Here is a 16,712-nt window from a genome sequence, read left to right as displayed (position 1 = left end):
CTCTGCTCCTGCACGGCGCAGGGTGATGCGACGTTTGGTGGTTTTGTGACGCCATATCGATGGCGTAAAATGGCAGATTGCCAGTGTGGAATGAGGTCTTCGGCTCTAGTGAGTTGATCCCATGTGCTGTGCTGCTCCTTTCTTGTCATCTGCTTAGCCTTGGGTATGTCCCTCTGTTCAGCTTAGGTTGGGCCTCGCGAGCGCATGGTTGACTGCCATGCGCGGCTCATGAAACGGATAATTCGACCCTGATGTCGCTAAGAACGCTTTGTATATTCGGTACACGCCCAGAGGCCATCAAAATGGCCCCTCTGGTTTTAGCCTTGGAGGCTGATGCTCGTTTTGAGTCGCGCATATGCGTAACTGGCCAGCATCGCCAGATGCTGGATCAGGTGTTGAGGCTTTTTACTATAAGCCCTGACTACGATTTGCAGGTCATGCGGCCGGGGCAGGATCTGACCGACATCACCACCTCAGTGATGTCGGGTCTCAGGCCTGTGCTTGACGAGTTCAAGCCGGATATCGTTCTGGTGCATGGCGATACCTCCACTGCTCTTGCCGCCAGCTTGGCCGCTTACTATCGGCAGGTTCCTATTGCGCATGTCGAGGCTGGTCTTCGTACCGGCAATCTCTATGCGCCTTGGCCGGAAGAAGCGAACAGGAAGCTGGTCGGCTCATTGGCCACTATTCACTTTGCTCCCACCGTTGTGGCTCAGGACAATTTGCTGCGGGAGAGCGTGTTACCCGAGCGTATCCATGTCACGGGCAATACGGTCATCGACGCGCTGCAGTGGGTTGCAGGGCGACTTCAAGCTGACGAGTCATTGCGCCAGGAGCAGGCTAATATTTTCGGTTTTCTGAGAGACGATGCCCGCTTACTGTTGATAACCGGGCATCGCCGCGAAAACTTTGGCCAAGGTTTCGAGCACATATGTGCTGCCATTCGCCGGACGGCTGCGCGTCATCCTGATGTTGATCTGGTGTATCCCGTACACCTCAACCCGCAGGTGAGTGGGCCGGTCGAGCGCATGTTGAGTGGTATTCACAACGTACATCTGATTGAACCGCTGGACTATCTACCTTTTGTCTACCTCATGAATCGGGCCCATCTGATCCTGACCGACTCAGGCGGTATTCAGGAGGAGGCCCCTGCTCTGGGTAAGCCTGTACTGGTCATGCGGGAAAATACCGAGCGGCCCGAAGCTGTTGAGGCTGGTACCGTTCGTCTGGTCGGCACGAGCACAGAAAGTATCTGCGCTGCCATTAATCAGCTGTTGGTTGATCCAGATACCTACCAAATCATGGCTCGAGCGCATAATCCCTATGGTGATGGTCGAGCCTGTCAACGAATTCTGGAAGAGTTGTCCCGGTGGGACGCAAGTAAATAATGAAGTTTGAAACCATATCCGTGATTGGCCTTGGCTATATTGGCCTGCCAACTGCTGCTGTTTTCGCGTCGCGAAAGATCAACGTCATCGGTGTCGACATCAATCCGCATGCGGTGGAAACCATCCAGCGAGGCGAGATTCATATCGTTGAGCCGGACCTCGATATGCTGGTTCATGCGGCTGTCAGCGGAGGCTTCCTTCGCGCTACAACGATTCCCGAACCTGCCGATGCGTTTCTTCTGGCAGTGCCTACTCCTTTTGCCGATGAGCACCAACCCGACCTCTCATACGTGGAGTCGGCGTGCCGCTCTATTGCTCCTGTTCTGAAGAAGGGTGATCTGATCATCTTGGAGTCCACTTCTCCGGTCGGAACCACCGAGAAAATGGCTGCATGGCTTGCTGCGGCCCGCCCTGATCTCAGTTTTCCACAGCAGGTGGGCGAGCAGTCAGACGTGCGCATTGCTCATTGCCCCGAGCGTGTGTTGCCGGGGCATGTTTTACGAGAACTCGTGCAGAACGATCGTGTTATCGGGGGTATGACAGCAGAGTGTGCCCGACAAGCCGTTCAGCTCTACAAGACGTTTGTTGAAGGCGAGTGCGTCGTTACCGATGTGCGGACGGCCGAGCTGTGCAAGTTGACCGAGAATAGTTTTCGAGACGTCAACATCGCCTTCGCGAATGAGCTATCGATCATCTGCGACAAGTTGGGTGTCAATGTCTGGGAGCTTATTCGTCTGGCCAATCGCCACCCACGTGTCGACATCCTACAGCCGGGCCCAGGGGTCGGAGGGCACTGCATTGCCGTCGATCCTTGGTTCATAGTTAGCCAGGCTCCGAAAGAATCCCGGCTGATCCGCACTGCTCGGCAGGTCAATGACAGTAAGCCCCATTGGGTCAGTGATCGAATTGATCATCTTGTCCAGGAGGTCTCAGATTGCGCAGCCAAGCCGCTTGGCCAGGTGACGATTGCCTGCTTCGGCTTGGCCTTCAAAGCCAACATCGATGATTTGCGGGAAAGCCCGGCATTAGCCATCACCCTGGCACTGGCGGCTCGTTATCCGAGTCAGGTGGTGGCTGTTGAGCCGCACATCGAGACAAGGCCGTCTGCGCTGGAACAGGCAGGAGTCGAGCTTGTTGACTTTGCGTCGGCAGCGAAGGCGGATGTACTGGTCTTCCTCGTCGACCACAAAATTTTTAGTGAGCATGCGATTGAGTTGCAAGCCAACCAGCGCGCCCTGGATACCCGAGGGGCTGCCGCGCTTTCGGTTAACGGTTAATTCTTTCTATTTTTCGGTTTCGTCAGGAGTTTTAGATGAAGCAGCAGCTTCTGGGGCGCTTGAATGAGCGTACGGCTTGCATTGGTATCGTTGGCCTTGGCTATGTTGGATTGCCGTTGGTTCTGCGCTATGCCGAGGTGGGGTACAAGGTTGTAGGTTTTGATATTGATCAAACCAAGATCGAGTGCATCGCGCGCGGTGAAAGCTATATCGAGCATATTTCTGCGTCCTCAATCACCAATGCCGTATCTCAGGGTTTTGAGGCTACGACCGATTTCTCTCGAGCGGCCGATGTCGACGCGTTGATCCTTTGCGTCCCGACTCCCCTCAACAAATATCGCGAGCCGGACCTGAGCTTCGTGTTGGACACGACCGACTCCCTCGTACCTCATCTTCGTGCGGGCCAGGTCGTTTCGCTGGAGAGCACTACCTATCCGGGAACCACGGATGAAGAGTTGTTGCCGCGTATTCAATCCCGTGGTTTCAAGGTTGGTGCCGACATTTTCCTGGTGTATTCGCCCGAGCGTGAAGATCCGGGCAATCCCAACTTCACGACGCGCACCATTCCCAAGGTTTGTGGTGGCCATACTCCGGCCTGCCAGGAGGTCGGTATGGCGCTCTATGGCCAGGTGATTGATCGCGTCGTTCCGGTTTCCAGCACGCGTGCTGCGGAAATGACCAAGCTGCTGGAAAACATCCACCGCGCCGTGAATATCGGCCTGGTCAACGAGATGAAGATCGTAGCTGACAAAATGGGCATCGATATCCATGAAGTGATCCGCGCTGCGGCCACCAAGCCCTTTGGCTTCGTGCCCTACTACCCGGGGCCTGGGCTCGGTGGACACTGCATCCCGATCGACCCCTTCTATTTGACTTGGAAGGCTCGTGAGTATGGGCTGCACACTCGCTTCATCGAGCTCGCGGGAGAGGTCAACTCGGCAATGCCTGACTACGTGATTGCCAAGGTCACTAGCGCGCTGAATGAACGCAAAAAGTCTGTCAATGGCAGCCGGGTTCTGGTGCTAGGCATTGCCTACAAGAAGAACGTCGACGATATGCGTGAGTCTCCGTCGGTGTTCATGATGGAGAAGCTGCGAGATCTGGGGGCTGAAGTGCATTACAGCGATCCTCACGTTCCGGTATTCCCGAAAATGCGTGAGCACCATTTCGACCTGTCCAGTGTGACGCTTAGCGAGGAAGTCATCCGTGGTTACGACTGCATTCTCGTTGCTACCGATCATGACAAATTCGATTTCGACATGATTAGTCGCTGCGCCAATCTTATTGTCGACTCCCGTGGCAGGTACCTCAGCCCTGCTGACAACATCGTCAAGGCCTGAGTGTGCCGGAGAACCAACAAATGCTTACCAATAAAACAATTCTAGTCACCGGTGGTACGGGATCATTCGGCAATACTTTCGTGCCGATGACGCTGGCGAAGTACAACCCCAAGAAAATCATCATCTTCTCGCGCGATGAGATGAAACAGTGGGATATGGCCAAGAAGTTTCAGGGCGATTCCCGTGTGCGCTTCTTCATCGGCGATGTGCGTGACAAGGACCGCCTATACCGTGCGCTGGATGGTGTCGACTATGTCGTGCATGCCGCAGCCACCAAGATCGTGCCGACGGCCGAATACAACCCTTTCGAGTGCGTCAAGACCAATATCAACGGCGCTATGAACCTGATCGATGCGTGTATCGATAAAGGGGTCAAGCGTGTCGTTGCACTCTCCACCGATAAGGCCAGCAGCCCGATCAACCTGTATGGCGCCACCAAGCTGGCCTCCGACAAGCTGTTCGTCGCCGGCAACTCCTACTCTGGTGGGCATGACACCCGCTTTGCTGTGGTGCGCTACGGCAATGTCATGGGTTCGCGTGGCTCGGTTATTCCGTTCTTCATGTCGATCAAGGATCAGGGCGTTCTGCCCATCACCGACGCGCGTATGACTCGCTTCATGATTTCTCTCGAAGAGGGCGTCGAGTTGGTCTGGCATGCCTTCGAGGACATGGAAGGCGGTGAGATCTACGTCAAGAAGATCCCGTCGATGAAGGTGACCGATCTGGCGAGGGTTGTCTCCCCCGATGCGCGCCAGGAAATCATCGGTATTCGCCCCGGCGAGAAGCTGCATGAGCAGATGATCAGTGCCGAGGATGCCTACTACACCTACGAGTATCCCGAGCATTTCAAGATTCTGCCCACCATCAACAACTGGGCTACCTGTGAGAAGCGCATCAAGGACGGCACTAGAGTGCCTGAAGGCTTCGTCTACGCGAGTGATAACAACTCGGAGTGGATGAGCGATGCGGATCTGCAGGCCTGGATTGACGTGAATCGCGAAAAGATCGGGAGCATCTGAGCCATGATCCCCTACGGCCGGCAAGACATCACTCAGGCTGATATCGATGCGGTGATCGAAGTGCTGCGCTCGGACTTCCTTACGCAGGGGCCGATGGTGCCGCGTTTCGAGCAGTCCGTGGCTGGGCATGTGGGCGCCAGGCATGCCCTGGCGGTCAACAGTGCCACCTCAGCCCTGCATATTGCCTGCTTGGCGCTGGGGTTGGGGCAGGGGGATTGGCTGTGGACCAGCCCGGTAACCTTCGTGGCGTCCGCCAACTGCGCGCTTTACTGCGGCGCCCAGGTGGACTTTGTCGACATCGACCCGCGCACCTACAACCTGAGCCCGACGGCGCTTGCCGCCAAGCTCGAGGTAGCTGAGCGCGAAGGCAAACTGCCGAAAGTTGTCGTGGTTGTTCACCTCTGCGGGCAGCCTTGCGATATGCAGGCCATTGCCGCACTGGCTCAGCGCTATGGCTTCAAGGTCATCGAAGATGCGTCCCACGCCATCGGCGGTAAGTATCAGGGTGAGTTCATCGGCAACTGCCGTTACAGCGACATAACTGTATTCAGTTTCCACCCGGTGAAGATTATCACCACGGCGGAAGGTGGTATGGCCCTGACCAACGATGCCGCACTGGCCGAAAGCATGGCCCTGTTGCGCAGCCATGGAATTACCCGTGACCCGCAGCAGATGACTCACGAGGCCGATGGTCCCTGGTATTACCAGCAGATCGGATTGGGCTTCAACTACCGCATGACCGAGCTACAGGCTGCTCTGGGCGTAAGCCAGATGGAGCGGCTTGATCAGTACGTTGCACGCCGCCATCAGCTGGCCGAACGTTACGACACCTTGCTTGCTGATCTGCCTGTGGTCACGCCCTGGCAGCATCCGGATTCATACTCCGGCCTGCACCTCTATGTAGTGCGCTTGCAGCTGGACAAGCTGCACACAACTCATGCTCAGGTCTTCGCTGCGCTGCGTGAGCAGGGCATTGGTGTGAATCTTCATTACATTCCTGTGCATACCCAGCCGCACTACCAGCGCATGGGTTTCCAGGCTGGCGATTTCCCTGAGTCTGAACGTTACTACACCGAGGCCATCAGCCTGCCTATGTTCCAGACCATGAGCGAGGAGCAGCAGGATTATGTCGTGAAGGTTTTGGGTGGGGTGCTACGTTGAGAGGTGTGGCTGTTCTACAGGCGCGCACTACCTCGTCACGCCTTCCTGCAAAGGTTATGTTGCCGATCAATGGAATACCGCTTGCTGTATTGGCCGCTCGGCGTGCTGCTAATACAGGGCGGGAGGTGGTAGTCGCTACTTCGGATGACTCCAGTGATGATGGTTTGGCTGCATTACTTGCGGCACATGGGCTTGTTTGCCATCGCGGTAGCTTGCAAAACACACTCAGTCGTGTGGTGGATGCCCTGTCTGGATACAGTGATCAAACCATTGTTTTTCGCCTGACAGCCGACAATGTTTTCCCCGATGGACGGCTCCTTGATGAGGTGGAAGAGGCGTTTCTCACTAGCGGTCTGAGCTATATGTGCTGCAACGGTGTTCCGTCCGGACTGCCGTATGGCATGAGTGCAGAAGTGACCTACCTTGGCTTGCTACGCGAGGCCAACAATAACTCTCATGATCCCTATGATCATGAACACGTTACCCCCTATGTCATCCGCAAGTGCGGTTCGGTGGCTTTTGACAAGTATCGATCTATTGGCAAAGGGCATCTTCGCTGTACCGTGGACTGTTTGGATGATTACCTTGTAGTGCAAGAGGTTTTTGCAGGTGTCGACGACCCTGTTTCTGTGTCGTCATTCGAGTTACTTGAGCGTCTCTCGAGTGGTCGATATCAGCCTGTTACTGATAAGGCTGCGACCAAACTCGTGCTTGGTACTGCTCAACTCGGGATTAGCTACGGTATTACGAACGTTGCAGGAAAACCTGCACTTGAGTTGAGTCGTGAGATAGTGAAGATGGCTATCGTCAATGGCGTTTCCTATCTGGACACGGCGCGGGCATATGGAGATAGCGAGATAGTCATTGGTCGGTCACTGCAAGGGGGATGGCAGGGGCGAACCAAGGTTATTACTAAATTATCGCCTCTTGCGAACTGCCCTGAAGATGCTGGCCCCGGTATTGTTAGTGCCTTTGTGGATGCGAGTGTCTACGAGTCTTGTGTCAATTTGAACTCTCCTAGGCTTGATGTGCTGATGCTGCACAGATCCAGCCATTTGCATGACTGGGATGGCGCAGTCTGGAGCAGTCTTCAAGGCCACCGAAGCAGGGGGCGCATCGGTGAACTGGGCGTGTCCGTGCAATCTCCGGTTGAATTGATATCTGCGCTGGCCTGCGAAGATGTAGCGTATATACAAATGCCGCTGAACATACTCGATTGGCGATGGGCCTCTTGTATTCCCCGCATATTGGAAGCTAAAGCATCGAGAAAGTTGGTTCTCCATGTTCGAAGCGCATTTCTTCAGGGTGTTCTGCTTAGTACTGATCCTTGCGTATGGGCCACGGCAAACGTGGAGGACGCCCCAAGTGTTATGAAGTGGCTGAAGGATATGGTGCAGTATTGTGGGCGGCGAAGCGTTCTTGATCTGTGCGTAGGCTATCTCTCTTCGCAGCGTTGGGTGGATGGGGTCGTCGTTGGTGTTGAGACGGTCGAGCAGATGTCTGCGAACATCAATATCTTTTGTGAGCAGGGGCTCACCGATGCACAGCTCGAAGAAGTTGAAGCAGGCCGCCCGATGCTTACAGAAAAAAGTTTGAATCCAGCTCTCTGGAGAAAGTGAGGATGCAGCACGGAACTGAGGTTTTCTCTCTTGCCGGTAAGGTTGCGCTGATAACTGGGGCCACTGGTTACCTAGGCACTGCTATGGCATTCGCCCTTGCTGAGGCAGGTGCGAAGGTGCTGGTGAACTCTCGATCCGAGGAGCGTAGTAATGGACTCGTGCGCCAGCTCAGGGATGCTGGGCTACATGCCGAGCCCGCAGTTTTCGATGTATGCAGCTTAGACAGCATCAGAGGTTTCTTCGAGGCTCACAGAGGCGAAGCTCTAAATATTTTGGTGAATAATGCCTACATGGGGGGGGCTGGCAGCGTAGAGGTTTCCGATGCTGCATCCTATGGCAAAAGCTATGAGGTCACTTTGCTTGCTGCGCATAATTTATTGCAGCAGGCACTGCCCGCTTTGCGTAAGGCGGTGCGGCAGTCGGGGGATGCCAGCGTTATCAATATCGCCTCGATGTATGCGCTGGTAAGTCCGGATCAAAGAATTTACGACAACCCGCAGGTAGTGAATCCTCCTTTCTATGGGGCAGCAAAAGCTGGTCTGATTCAGTGGTCACGCTATGCAGCTTGCGAGTTCGGTCGTGAGAGTATTCGTGTCAACAGTATCTCCCCGGGGCCATTTCCTTCTGAAGCAGTTCAATCAGGGAGTCCTCTATTTATTCAGGCTCTTGCTCAGAAGGTACCACTAGGGCGTATTGGGCAAGCTCTGGAAATAAAAGGCCCTGTATTGTTTCTGGCATCGTCAGCTTCCTCCTTCGTCAATGGGGCTAACTTGGTTGTCGATGGCGGCTGGACTTCCTGGTGACTTCATGAAAGTGGTGGCATTTCGCGCAGACGCTTCGCTGCAAATTGGAAGTGGCCATGTCATGCGCTGTCTGACGTTGGCCGATGCTTTGAGGCGGAGCGGCGCAGAATGTCACTTTATCTGCAGGGCGCATCCGGGCCATCTACTGACACTGATAAGCGAGCGCGGCTACTCCGTGCATCCGCTCGCAGTGTCGGCGCAAGCACCTGTTGACGGAGTATTGACTCACGCCCGATGGCTGGGAGTTACCCAGGAGCAAGACGCCAGAGATTGTGCCTCGCTTCTACAGCAGCTTTGCCCCGACTGGCTGGTGGTGGATCACTACGCGTTGGATGCCCAATGGGAGGGTGTTCAGCGGGTGCATTGCGGCAAGCTGCTGGTGATTGATGACCTTGCTGACCGCTCGCATCTGAGCGACCTGCTTCTCGACCAGAATCTTGGTCGTACAACCCAGGCGTACCGAGGATTGGTTCCAGATGACAGCGTGGTTTTGGCGGGGCCGCAGTACGCCCTGTTACGTCCAGAGTTCGCTCAGCTGCGCGACTACAGCCTGCGGCGCCGTGGCCAACTTTCCAGCGTCCGACAGATACTCGTCAGCATGGGCGGTGTAGATCTACCGAATGCCACGACTCAGGTTCTCAGGACGCTTCGCGATTGCGGCCTAGCGAACGACTGCCGCGTTACTGTGATCATGGGGGCGACCGCTCCGTGGACCGAGCAGGTGAAGGAATTGCTGCAGGAGCTCCCCTTTGCCGGCGAGGTGATGGTCAACGTCCGAGACATGTCGCAGCTGATGGCCAATAGTGACTTAGCCATCGGTGCCGCAGGTGGCTCGTCGTGGGAACGTTGCTGCATGGGGCTGCCCACGTTGCTGGTGACTCTGGCAGACAATCAGTTGCGCGGCGCGCAGGCCCTACATGACGCCAAGGCTGCTCGCTGGCTTGGTAGTGCGGTGGATATTTCGCAGAGGCTTGCCTCGGCACTCGCCGAGGTTTCAGCGGCCCTAGGGGCATTCAATCTTGCTGCTGCCGCCGTTTGTGATGGCGAAGGTGCGGGTCGAGTCGCTTCATACATGTTGGAGTCAGCATGAGCAGAGATACTGAAGGGCTTCTGCGGATAATGGCGGAAAGGGATCTCCAGCCCGTTCTCTCATGGCGCAACCATCCTGAGGTGCGTCGCTACATGTTCAACTCCGGAGAAATTTCCTGGGGTGAGCACGTGACATGGTTTGCAGCTGCGTCTACGAATCCGCGCAAACATCTGCTGGTATTTGAGCAGGGTGGCGTGTTGCAGGGGTTCATCAACTTCAGCGAATCAGCCTCGGGCGGCATTGCCGAGTGGGGGTTTCACGCAGCTCCGGATGCTCCCAAGGGCACTGGCAAGCACATGCTTGCCTTGGCTTTGAACCATGGATTCACCCATTTGGGATTGCACAAGATATCTGCGCAGGTGCTGCAGGGCAATCCTCGGTCGCTGGCGCTGCATCGCAAGCTGGGCTTCATGGAGGAAGGTTGCCTTCGTGAGCAGCACGGAGATGGCGCTAGCTATCAGTCGGTATACTGTTTCGGTCTATTGCAGCGGGAATGGCAAGCTTCTAAAAGTGCTGCGCAAGATTGTGCTATATAAGCGTACATAGGCGTTTATCCCGAGAATAAAATGAATTCTTCTGTAATGCAATCATGAAAAAGAAAGTATATGTCCATGTCGGCGCTCATAAGTCTGCCTCCACACTGATACAACAAAATATGAGGGAGAACAGAGCGCTTTTCAGAGAAAAGTACAATGTTGATTGTTTGCTGGTAGAGGATATAGCGGATACTCCTTTCATTTCGCATTTCAGAGCAATTGCTAATACCGAAAAAGAATTGAGTGAGCGTAAGTTCTTTGAAGGTATAGAAAGGACAAGGAAGTGCATGGACGAAATCATTGACCTTTCTCCCTGTGAAAATATTCTTATCTCGTGGGAAGGTGTTCTGGGGCATTCAGCACTTGATCGCTATCAAGGGATATACACCCATGTAGATGCGGTCTCTGAGTCGCTTAAGGCTATTTTCAGGAATCAAAATTGCCGCGTGGCTTTAGTTGTTAGAAAGCAAGATAGCTTTATAGAGTCTTGTTATTTGCAGCAAATCAAGGAAGGCAGAACTTTGTCTTTCCAAGAGTTTGTCGAGAGAGTCGATATACATAAGATTTCTTGGTGCGAAATAGCCGATGCGTTTTACTCAGATTTTGGCGAGGACTTCGGAGTAGTCCCGTTCGAGTCCATTAATATTCTTGGAGCTAAGCTATTTTTAAAGTCGTTTTTTATTTCTCTTATGGGGAAAGAAATAGACATGGAAGAGCTTGTCCTGATAGAGAGTGCCAATAGTGGGCTTTCTGCCCGTGGGGTAGATATTTCTAGAGAGATTTTGCCTCATATAAGTGAAAAAAATCTAAGGGCAATGAAGAAGCTGATTTTTGCTGAGTTCAACAGCTCTAAGCTTGGTAAGGCATCATTTTTTGATGGCTTCACAAGGGCGCTAATAAAGAAAGCTAATGCAGATGGCAACAATGAGCTTTGTAGTCGATATTTCTCTAAGTTTGTTTCATCTTCGGGGGTGGATTTTGATGCTTTAAAAGGTTACTGGTTGTAATCTTTGTGTGTGGATTGCAGTGCTTTGTATCCTTTATATTTTCTAGGAGCTATGTTTAGGCTGGATTTATAGAGGCAGTGGCGATAGAGCCGGGTGCATGGGTGCACTCATGGTTCGAGGCTCATTAGCTGGCGAGTTAGCTGTGGTGGTTTTTCAAAATTTATTTTGATCTATTTCTTGGCCTTATTTAATCATTATTGGTATGTATCATGATCTGTGAAATCAACGGCAGAAAGATCGGCAAAGGCTTTCCTCCCTATGTGATTGCGGAACTGTCTGCAAACCATAATGGCTCTCTGGAACGAGCACTCGAGACAATCAAGTCCGCATACGAGAGTGGCGCTCATGCCATCAAGATGCAGACCTATACCGCAGACACTATGACCATCGATTGCGATCGTGAAGATTTCATGATCCGCGGTGGGTTGTGGGACGGCTACAAGCTGTATGACCTGTACAAGTGGGCGGAAACACCTTTTGAATGGCATAAACAGATATTCGATTATGCCAAGCACTTGGGCATCACCCTCTTCTCCACCCCATTCGATGAGAGTGCCGTTGACCTGCTGGAGGAACTGGGGGCTCCCGCTTACAAGATCGCTTCTTTCGAGGCGACCGACCTGCCACTGATTCGGTATGTGGCACGCACGGGTAAGCCAATGATCATGTCCACGGGTATGTGCTCCGAAGAGGAGATTGCAGAGGCTGTAGCCACTGCGCGAGAAGGGGGTTGCCAGCAGTTAGTGCTGCTGCACTGCATCAGTAGCTATCCGGCCCCGGTCGACCAGGCCAACCTCATGCAGATGCCGGTATTGGCTGAGCGCTTCGGCACCATTCCTGGCCTGTCTGACCACACGCTAGGCACTACCGTGTCGGTGGCTGCGGTTGCGCTGGGAGCCTGCGTTATCGAAAAGCACTTCACCATCAGCCGGGAAGACAAGGGGCCGGACAGTGAGTTTTCCCTAGAGCCTCACGAGTTGCAACGCCTTTGTCAGGATACCCAGGATGCTTGGTCTGCATTGGGTAAACCCGGTTTTGAGCGGCAGCAGGCGGAGAGCGGTAACAAGCAGTTCCGCCGATCTATCTATTTTGTTCGGGATCTCAAGGCTGGTGATGTGATAACCGAGAGAGATATTCGACGTATCAGGCCGGGGTTGGGTTTGGAACCGAAATATTTTGATCAAGTGGTAGGTGTAAAAGTTATCAGAGACATTTTTCGTGGAACTCCGGTCACTTGGGAGTCTCTCGGAAAATGAGTGAATTGAAAGGTCAAATGGCATAGCGATGGTAAAGTGAGCATAGGGTGCTTGCCCACCTTATCAGTGGAGCTTTCGAGGCTTTGACGAGAGTAGGAATTGGCGTGTGAAACATCGATTAGGCTCCAGCAGGGAAGGCTACCTTTATTCGCTTGCTAAACAATGGTATGGGCAGGGGCGACGGCTTTATCACCTTTCGAAACGCGCGATTATTAAGGCCTGCCTGTTGCTGTTGAGTAGACATCGGAAGAGAAAGCTTCTTTCTAGCGCTGATCCGGTGAAGGAAGTGAATGTATGGCTGGGCCAGAAAGATCATGTGCCGGTATATTGTTATAGATTCTTTGATCGAGAAATTGACAGTGCTAGTGTGGTTGGGCAGCTATTACTTAGAGAATGCAATAGTGTTGTGTGCGAGGAAATGCGCTCTTATCTTTTCATTAGATCTTGCCTTGCTCAAGACTTTAGGAGCTTGACGAGGGAGGATGTATCAGGCGCGATCAATGGTATATGTGTGTATGCTGGGCCTGAGCAGCAACTGCGTAAGCTTAAAGGCCTGCTGGTCGGGCTTGTTGTGCGGCGATATAGTGCTGCTGAGCTTCTCTGGGTTTTAGAGTCCGCAGGTATCAGGGGTAGAGATATCTCTGAGCATTTGAAGTTGAAGGTGTTGGCTAGAATTGCCCAGGACTCACGAGAAGATTTGTTTTTGAAGTGGCGAGATATGTTCTCCACTGAATTGTCTGCTGCTGCACTTGTGAAGCTTGGTATGTACGAGCGTCAATTGAGCGGCCAGGGCGGTTTTCTTGAGCTTGAGCGTACATTTTGCGCGCTTCCATTTTATATATCTCGCTATTATTCGGATACTTTTAAGCCGACTTTTGATTGTCTGCCTAGTGCGAGAAATTATATTGATGCGCGTTATGCTCCAAGTAGGCAGGAAGAGATCCGTTCCTATATTTTAGATAAAATTCGATCGCGAGAGGCCTGTGCATATATCAGGCTTGGCGATGGCGAATGTTATGGCTTTGGCTGTGATGGGGAGTTTGTGACGGAGGAAGGGTTGCTCCGCCAAGAGTTGCATTGGTGGGGGAGCGCTCTTGATAACGCGTTGAGGGCCGAACTGGTCTTGCGATTCCGAGATAGCATTGAAGTCGCTTCTATCCTTGGTGTGCCGACGGTTAGCAGGCTGATTAGGGATTTTAATTTAATAAAGGCTGATGCCTATCCCATGAACTCCGTCATGTGTCGAATTCTGGCGGTGATGAAAGGGGGGGCGCCATTACTCCGTTCGCGCCTAGTCGTTGAGGATCAAAGCAATCTCTTTATTTTTAATGCGGAATTCTTGGGCAGAATTTGTGAGCAGGCCGATAAAGTGGTTGTTGTCTCGGGGTTGTGTTCGACCAGGCTAGCAAGATATTTTTCTTGCGCTAAGTTCTCATTTATAGATATTCCAACTCATCGACTGCTTCGTGGCGAAGGGTTTGCTAGCTCGCAAGAGGATATTTTACCTTTTGTATATCGCCGGTATGAGCAAGAGATAATAGCCCTTGCCCGTCCTGGAGTTGTATTCCTGGTTTCTGCTGGCTTTATTGGTAAAACATTCATAGCCGAGGCGGCAAAGAAAGGTGCTGTGGCATTGGATGTCGGGCAGTATTTGGTCTCGTGTGTATCGGGTTCTGAGGTTGAGTCTTGAAAGTCATAGCAGCGATAAGATTCATATTTTTCTTCTACAAGGGATTGGAGAGAAATTTCAAGATTATAAATTATGGGCAGGTCCCCGAGATTTATATTACTGAGAAAGTTACGGAGAAATATTTCTTCGCTAAAGGCTTTCGCAGCATTGGGGCTGTAGTGAAGAATTTAATGCGCCATCTTCTGTCGGGCGCGGTGCGGAGATTTGATATTCCTGCGGCTCAAGTGCTTTTCTGTGGGGCGTCAAGGAATAATGAACGAGAATTTCAGTATTTTGCAGAGACCTTCTCTTCTCCGGGAGTGAATTTTAGATATTCCCGGGAGAGCAATATTTCCTTTGTTGAGCAGATTCGCTCAAGACACAGTTTAAAGACGCGATTTGTTTTTGCATTGATATTTGTTCTTTCTCTTCTGTATGTCTTGCGGATTAAGATCTGCCCTACGTCGTATAAGTACTTGGTTTCTTATGCGCGGCTGTTTGGATGGATATACTTGAGTTCGGTTGGTCGTGTTAATGCTACTAATAAGTTAGCGGTGGTCGCTAACGATCATACGGATTTTCCGGTCGCATTCAGCATGGTCATGCAGATTATAGGTGTTCAAACGCTCTATGTTCAGCATGCTGAAGTGACCGAAAAGTTTCCTGCTTTGGATTTCGATTATTCTATATTGAGGAATGTGCGCTCGCATAGAACTTATGAGGCGATTTCTCCTGTAAGAGGCCGTGTGTTTGTTGTTCCTAGGGTTTTTGAGCTGTCGGGTATTGGGCGGCTATCCAAGCCCGCTCCTGTTAATGTTCACGTTGTAGTTTATCTGAGCTCAGTATTTGATGAGGTTCAGGTTCACGCATGCGTTGAGGCATTAAGGGGTAATCCTAAGGTTATTACTGTTTCAGTTAAACGCCACCCTCGTGTTCCTGTAGAAGCAATACGCGCGGTGGTTGATGTAGAAGTTTTGGATGCTGTTCCGGAATATGAGCATATAGCGGTGGTTCCTAATTCCTCGGTGGCGATTGAGTTGTTAGAGGCGGGAGTGAGGGTCTATCAGTGTTTCGCTCTTGATAGTGTGACGCCGGATTACTATGGGTTTGTAAGGGGTGGCATTACCCGCGAGCTGATTCTTGATGACCTGCGTGCTAGCTTCTGGAATGATGGTTTTTACGGCACAGACTGGCTGCCGAAATTTAAAATTTATTCGCCAGCTGTTGATGAGGAGTGGCGCGCGGTGTTGCTTGAGGCCCAAAGAACAATAGGGGCTGTGCTTCGTGATTAATGTTGGAGATTTCGCACGAGGCTTAATAAAGTCGGTTTGGTTGCGGGTGCCATCTTGGCGTTCACTTAAATACACCGGATGCTCTAATACTTATCTTTTTCTTCCCATCAATGGTGCGGGGCTAGGGCATCTGACCCGCAGTTTAGCGGTCGCTCGCCGTCTCCAGCAGCAGAAGCCGGACGCCAAGATCGTCTTTCTCACCACAAGCATAGGCGTTACCTTGGTGCATCGTGCAGGCTTCGTTTGCCACCATGTAACCCCGGCAGCACTTCTTGATGAAAGTCCGGCTGCGTGGAACCAATTGTTCTTTAAGAGCATTGAGGCTGTTCTGGAGCTTCATCGGCCCGGCATGCTGGTTTTTGATGGTACGGCACCCTATCTGGGGCTGCAGCGGATCATGCGTTTGTATACCAGCATCCGTTATGTTTGGATCAAACGTGGCTTGTATAAGGTGGGAGTCGATCAGGAGAAGCTTCAGGGCTATATCGAGCTTTTCGACAACATTATTGCGCCAGGTGAGCTCTCTGAGTTGAGGTCTTTCAATGAGGAAGCTGATACTAAGGTTCGTCGAGTGGCCCCTATCGCACTGCTGGATAAGGAGGACCTGCTGGAGAGGTCAACCGCGCGCAGGATGTTGCGCCTTTCCCAAGACCGCCCCTGTGCCTATGTACAGCTAGGCGCTGGTAATATTAACGGCATTGCGGACATGCAAAATGCCGTGATCAAGCACCTTCAGCGCCGGGGCGTCGAGGTTGTCTTGGGGCAGTCTCCTATAGCGCTGAAGCCTGAGCCTAATCTGAACGCTGATAGCGTGATAGTGGACTATCCGAACAGCCGTTACTTCTCGGCATTCGATTTCTCCATTCTGGCCGGAGGCTATAACTCGGTCTGTGAGGCAGTCATGCTTGGGTTGCCGAGTCTATTCGTCCCCAATATGTCGACAGGGGCGGATGACCAGTTGCGTCGTGTTGAGATGGCGACTAACTTTGGGCCTTATAAGGTGCTAACCGATGTCAATGACAGGCAGTTAGATCTAGCGATAGATTCCTTTCTTGGTGAGCATGTTAAGTCATGTTATCAAGGGCGTAATGGCGCTGAAGATGCAGCGCGATTGCTTTGTGAAATTAGATAGAGATTGTTTTCAGGTAATGATGTTCTCCGTTGCTGATATTTGTAGGGCTATTGGAGCGAAAGATACTTTATGCGCGAAGTGTCTTTGTGAAGGTCGCAAATTTTTGTGTGCGGCTATGCGGAG

14 protein-coding genes are annotated in these 16,712 nt (G+C 52.3%); all 14 read left to right on the top strand.

What is annotated here, in order from left to right; translation table 11 throughout:
- Positions 1-251: 251 nt before the first annotated feature.
- Positions 252-1,388, top strand: a complete 1,137-nt coding sequence (wecB, locus tag PTT45_RS05530; protein WP_273811978.1) for a non-hydrolyzing UDP-N-acetylglucosamine 2-epimerase — start codon at positions 252-254, stop codon at positions 1,386-1,388.
- A complete protein-coding gene (gene wecC, locus PTT45_RS05525; protein ID WP_273811976.1) occupies positions 1,388-2,665 on the top strand; it encodes a UDP-N-acetyl-D-mannosamine dehydrogenase in 1,278 nt (425 codons plus the stop codon). Before wecB ends, wecC begins: the two co-directional genes overlap by 1 nt.
- A 35-nt stretch (positions 2,666-2,700) precedes the next feature.
- Positions 2,701-4,005 carry a nucleotide sugar dehydrogenase gene (locus tag PTT45_RS05520; RefSeq protein WP_273811974.1) on the top strand — a complete coding sequence of 435 codons (1,305 nt, stop codon included), beginning with the start codon at positions 2,701-2,703 and terminating at the stop codon, positions 4,003-4,005.
- 20 nt (positions 4,006-4,025) lie between these two features.
- On the top strand, positions 4,026-5,024 hold the full coding sequence (gene pseB / locus PTT45_RS05515; protein WP_273811973.1) for a UDP-N-acetylglucosamine 4,6-dehydratase (inverting): 999 nt from the start codon (positions 4,026-4,028) through the stop codon (positions 5,022-5,024).
- Positions 5,025-5,027: 3 nt separating this feature from the next.
- A complete protein-coding gene (pseC, locus tag PTT45_RS05510) occupies positions 5,028-6,185 on the top strand; it encodes a UDP-4-amino-4,6-dideoxy-N-acetyl-beta-L-altrosamine transaminase (protein WP_273811972.1) in 1,158 nt (385 codons plus the stop codon).
- 5 nt (positions 6,186-6,190) lie between these two features.
- Positions 6,191-7,804, top strand: a complete 1,614-nt coding sequence (locus PTT45_RS05505) for an aldo/keto reductase (protein WP_273811971.1) — start codon at positions 6,191-6,193, stop codon at positions 7,802-7,804.
- Between the two features lie 2 nt (positions 7,805-7,806).
- Complete coding sequence (locus PTT45_RS05500; RefSeq protein ID WP_273811969.1) at positions 7,807-8,607, top strand: SDR family NAD(P)-dependent oxidoreductase; 801 nt, start codon at positions 7,807-7,809, stop codon at positions 8,605-8,607.
- A gap of 4 nt (positions 8,608-8,611) precedes the next feature.
- A complete protein-coding gene (pseG, locus tag PTT45_RS05495) occupies positions 8,612-9,697 on the top strand; it encodes a UDP-2,4-diacetamido-2,4,6-trideoxy-beta-L-altropyranose hydrolase (RefSeq protein WP_273811968.1) in 1,086 nt (361 codons plus the stop codon).
- Positions 9,694-10,233, top strand: coding sequence for a UDP-4-amino-4,6-dideoxy-N-acetyl-beta-L-altrosamine N-acetyltransferase (gene pseH / locus PTT45_RS05490; protein WP_273811966.1), 540 nt, complete (start codon positions 9,694-9,696; stop codon positions 10,231-10,233). Before pseG ends, pseH begins: the two co-directional genes overlap by 4 nt.
- Before the next feature lie 53 nt (positions 10,234-10,286).
- A complete protein-coding gene (locus tag PTT45_RS05485) occupies positions 10,287-11,240 on the top strand; it encodes a hypothetical protein (protein WP_273811964.1) in 954 nt (317 codons plus the stop codon).
- 209 nt (positions 11,241-11,449) lie between these two features.
- On the top strand, positions 11,450-12,496 hold the full coding sequence (gene pseI / locus PTT45_RS05480; RefSeq protein WP_273811963.1) for a pseudaminic acid synthase: 1,047 nt from the start codon (positions 11,450-11,452) through the stop codon (positions 12,494-12,496).
- Positions 12,497-12,602: 106 nt separating this feature from the next.
- Positions 12,603-14,186: a hypothetical protein gene (locus PTT45_RS05475; protein WP_273811962.1), complete on the top strand. Its 1,584-nt coding sequence runs from the start codon at positions 12,603-12,605 to the stop codon at positions 14,184-14,186.
- Complete coding sequence (locus tag PTT45_RS05470; protein WP_273811961.1) at positions 14,183-15,457, top strand: hypothetical protein; 1,275 nt, start codon at positions 14,183-14,185, stop codon at positions 15,455-15,457. Before PTT45_RS05475 ends, PTT45_RS05470 begins: the two co-directional genes overlap by 4 nt.
- A complete protein-coding gene (locus PTT45_RS05465) occupies positions 15,450-16,589 on the top strand; it encodes a hypothetical protein (RefSeq protein WP_273811960.1) in 1,140 nt (379 codons plus the stop codon). Before PTT45_RS05470 ends, PTT45_RS05465 begins: the two co-directional genes overlap by 8 nt.
- Positions 16,590-16,712: the final 123 nt, after the last annotated feature.

The sequence above is a fragment of the Pseudomonas sp. Gutcm_11s genome, assembly GCF_028649395.1.
Lineage (GTDB): Bacteria > Pseudomonadota > Gammaproteobacteria > Pseudomonadales > Pseudomonadaceae > Aquipseudomonas.
This window is presented reverse-complemented; position numbering and strand designations above follow the sequence as displayed.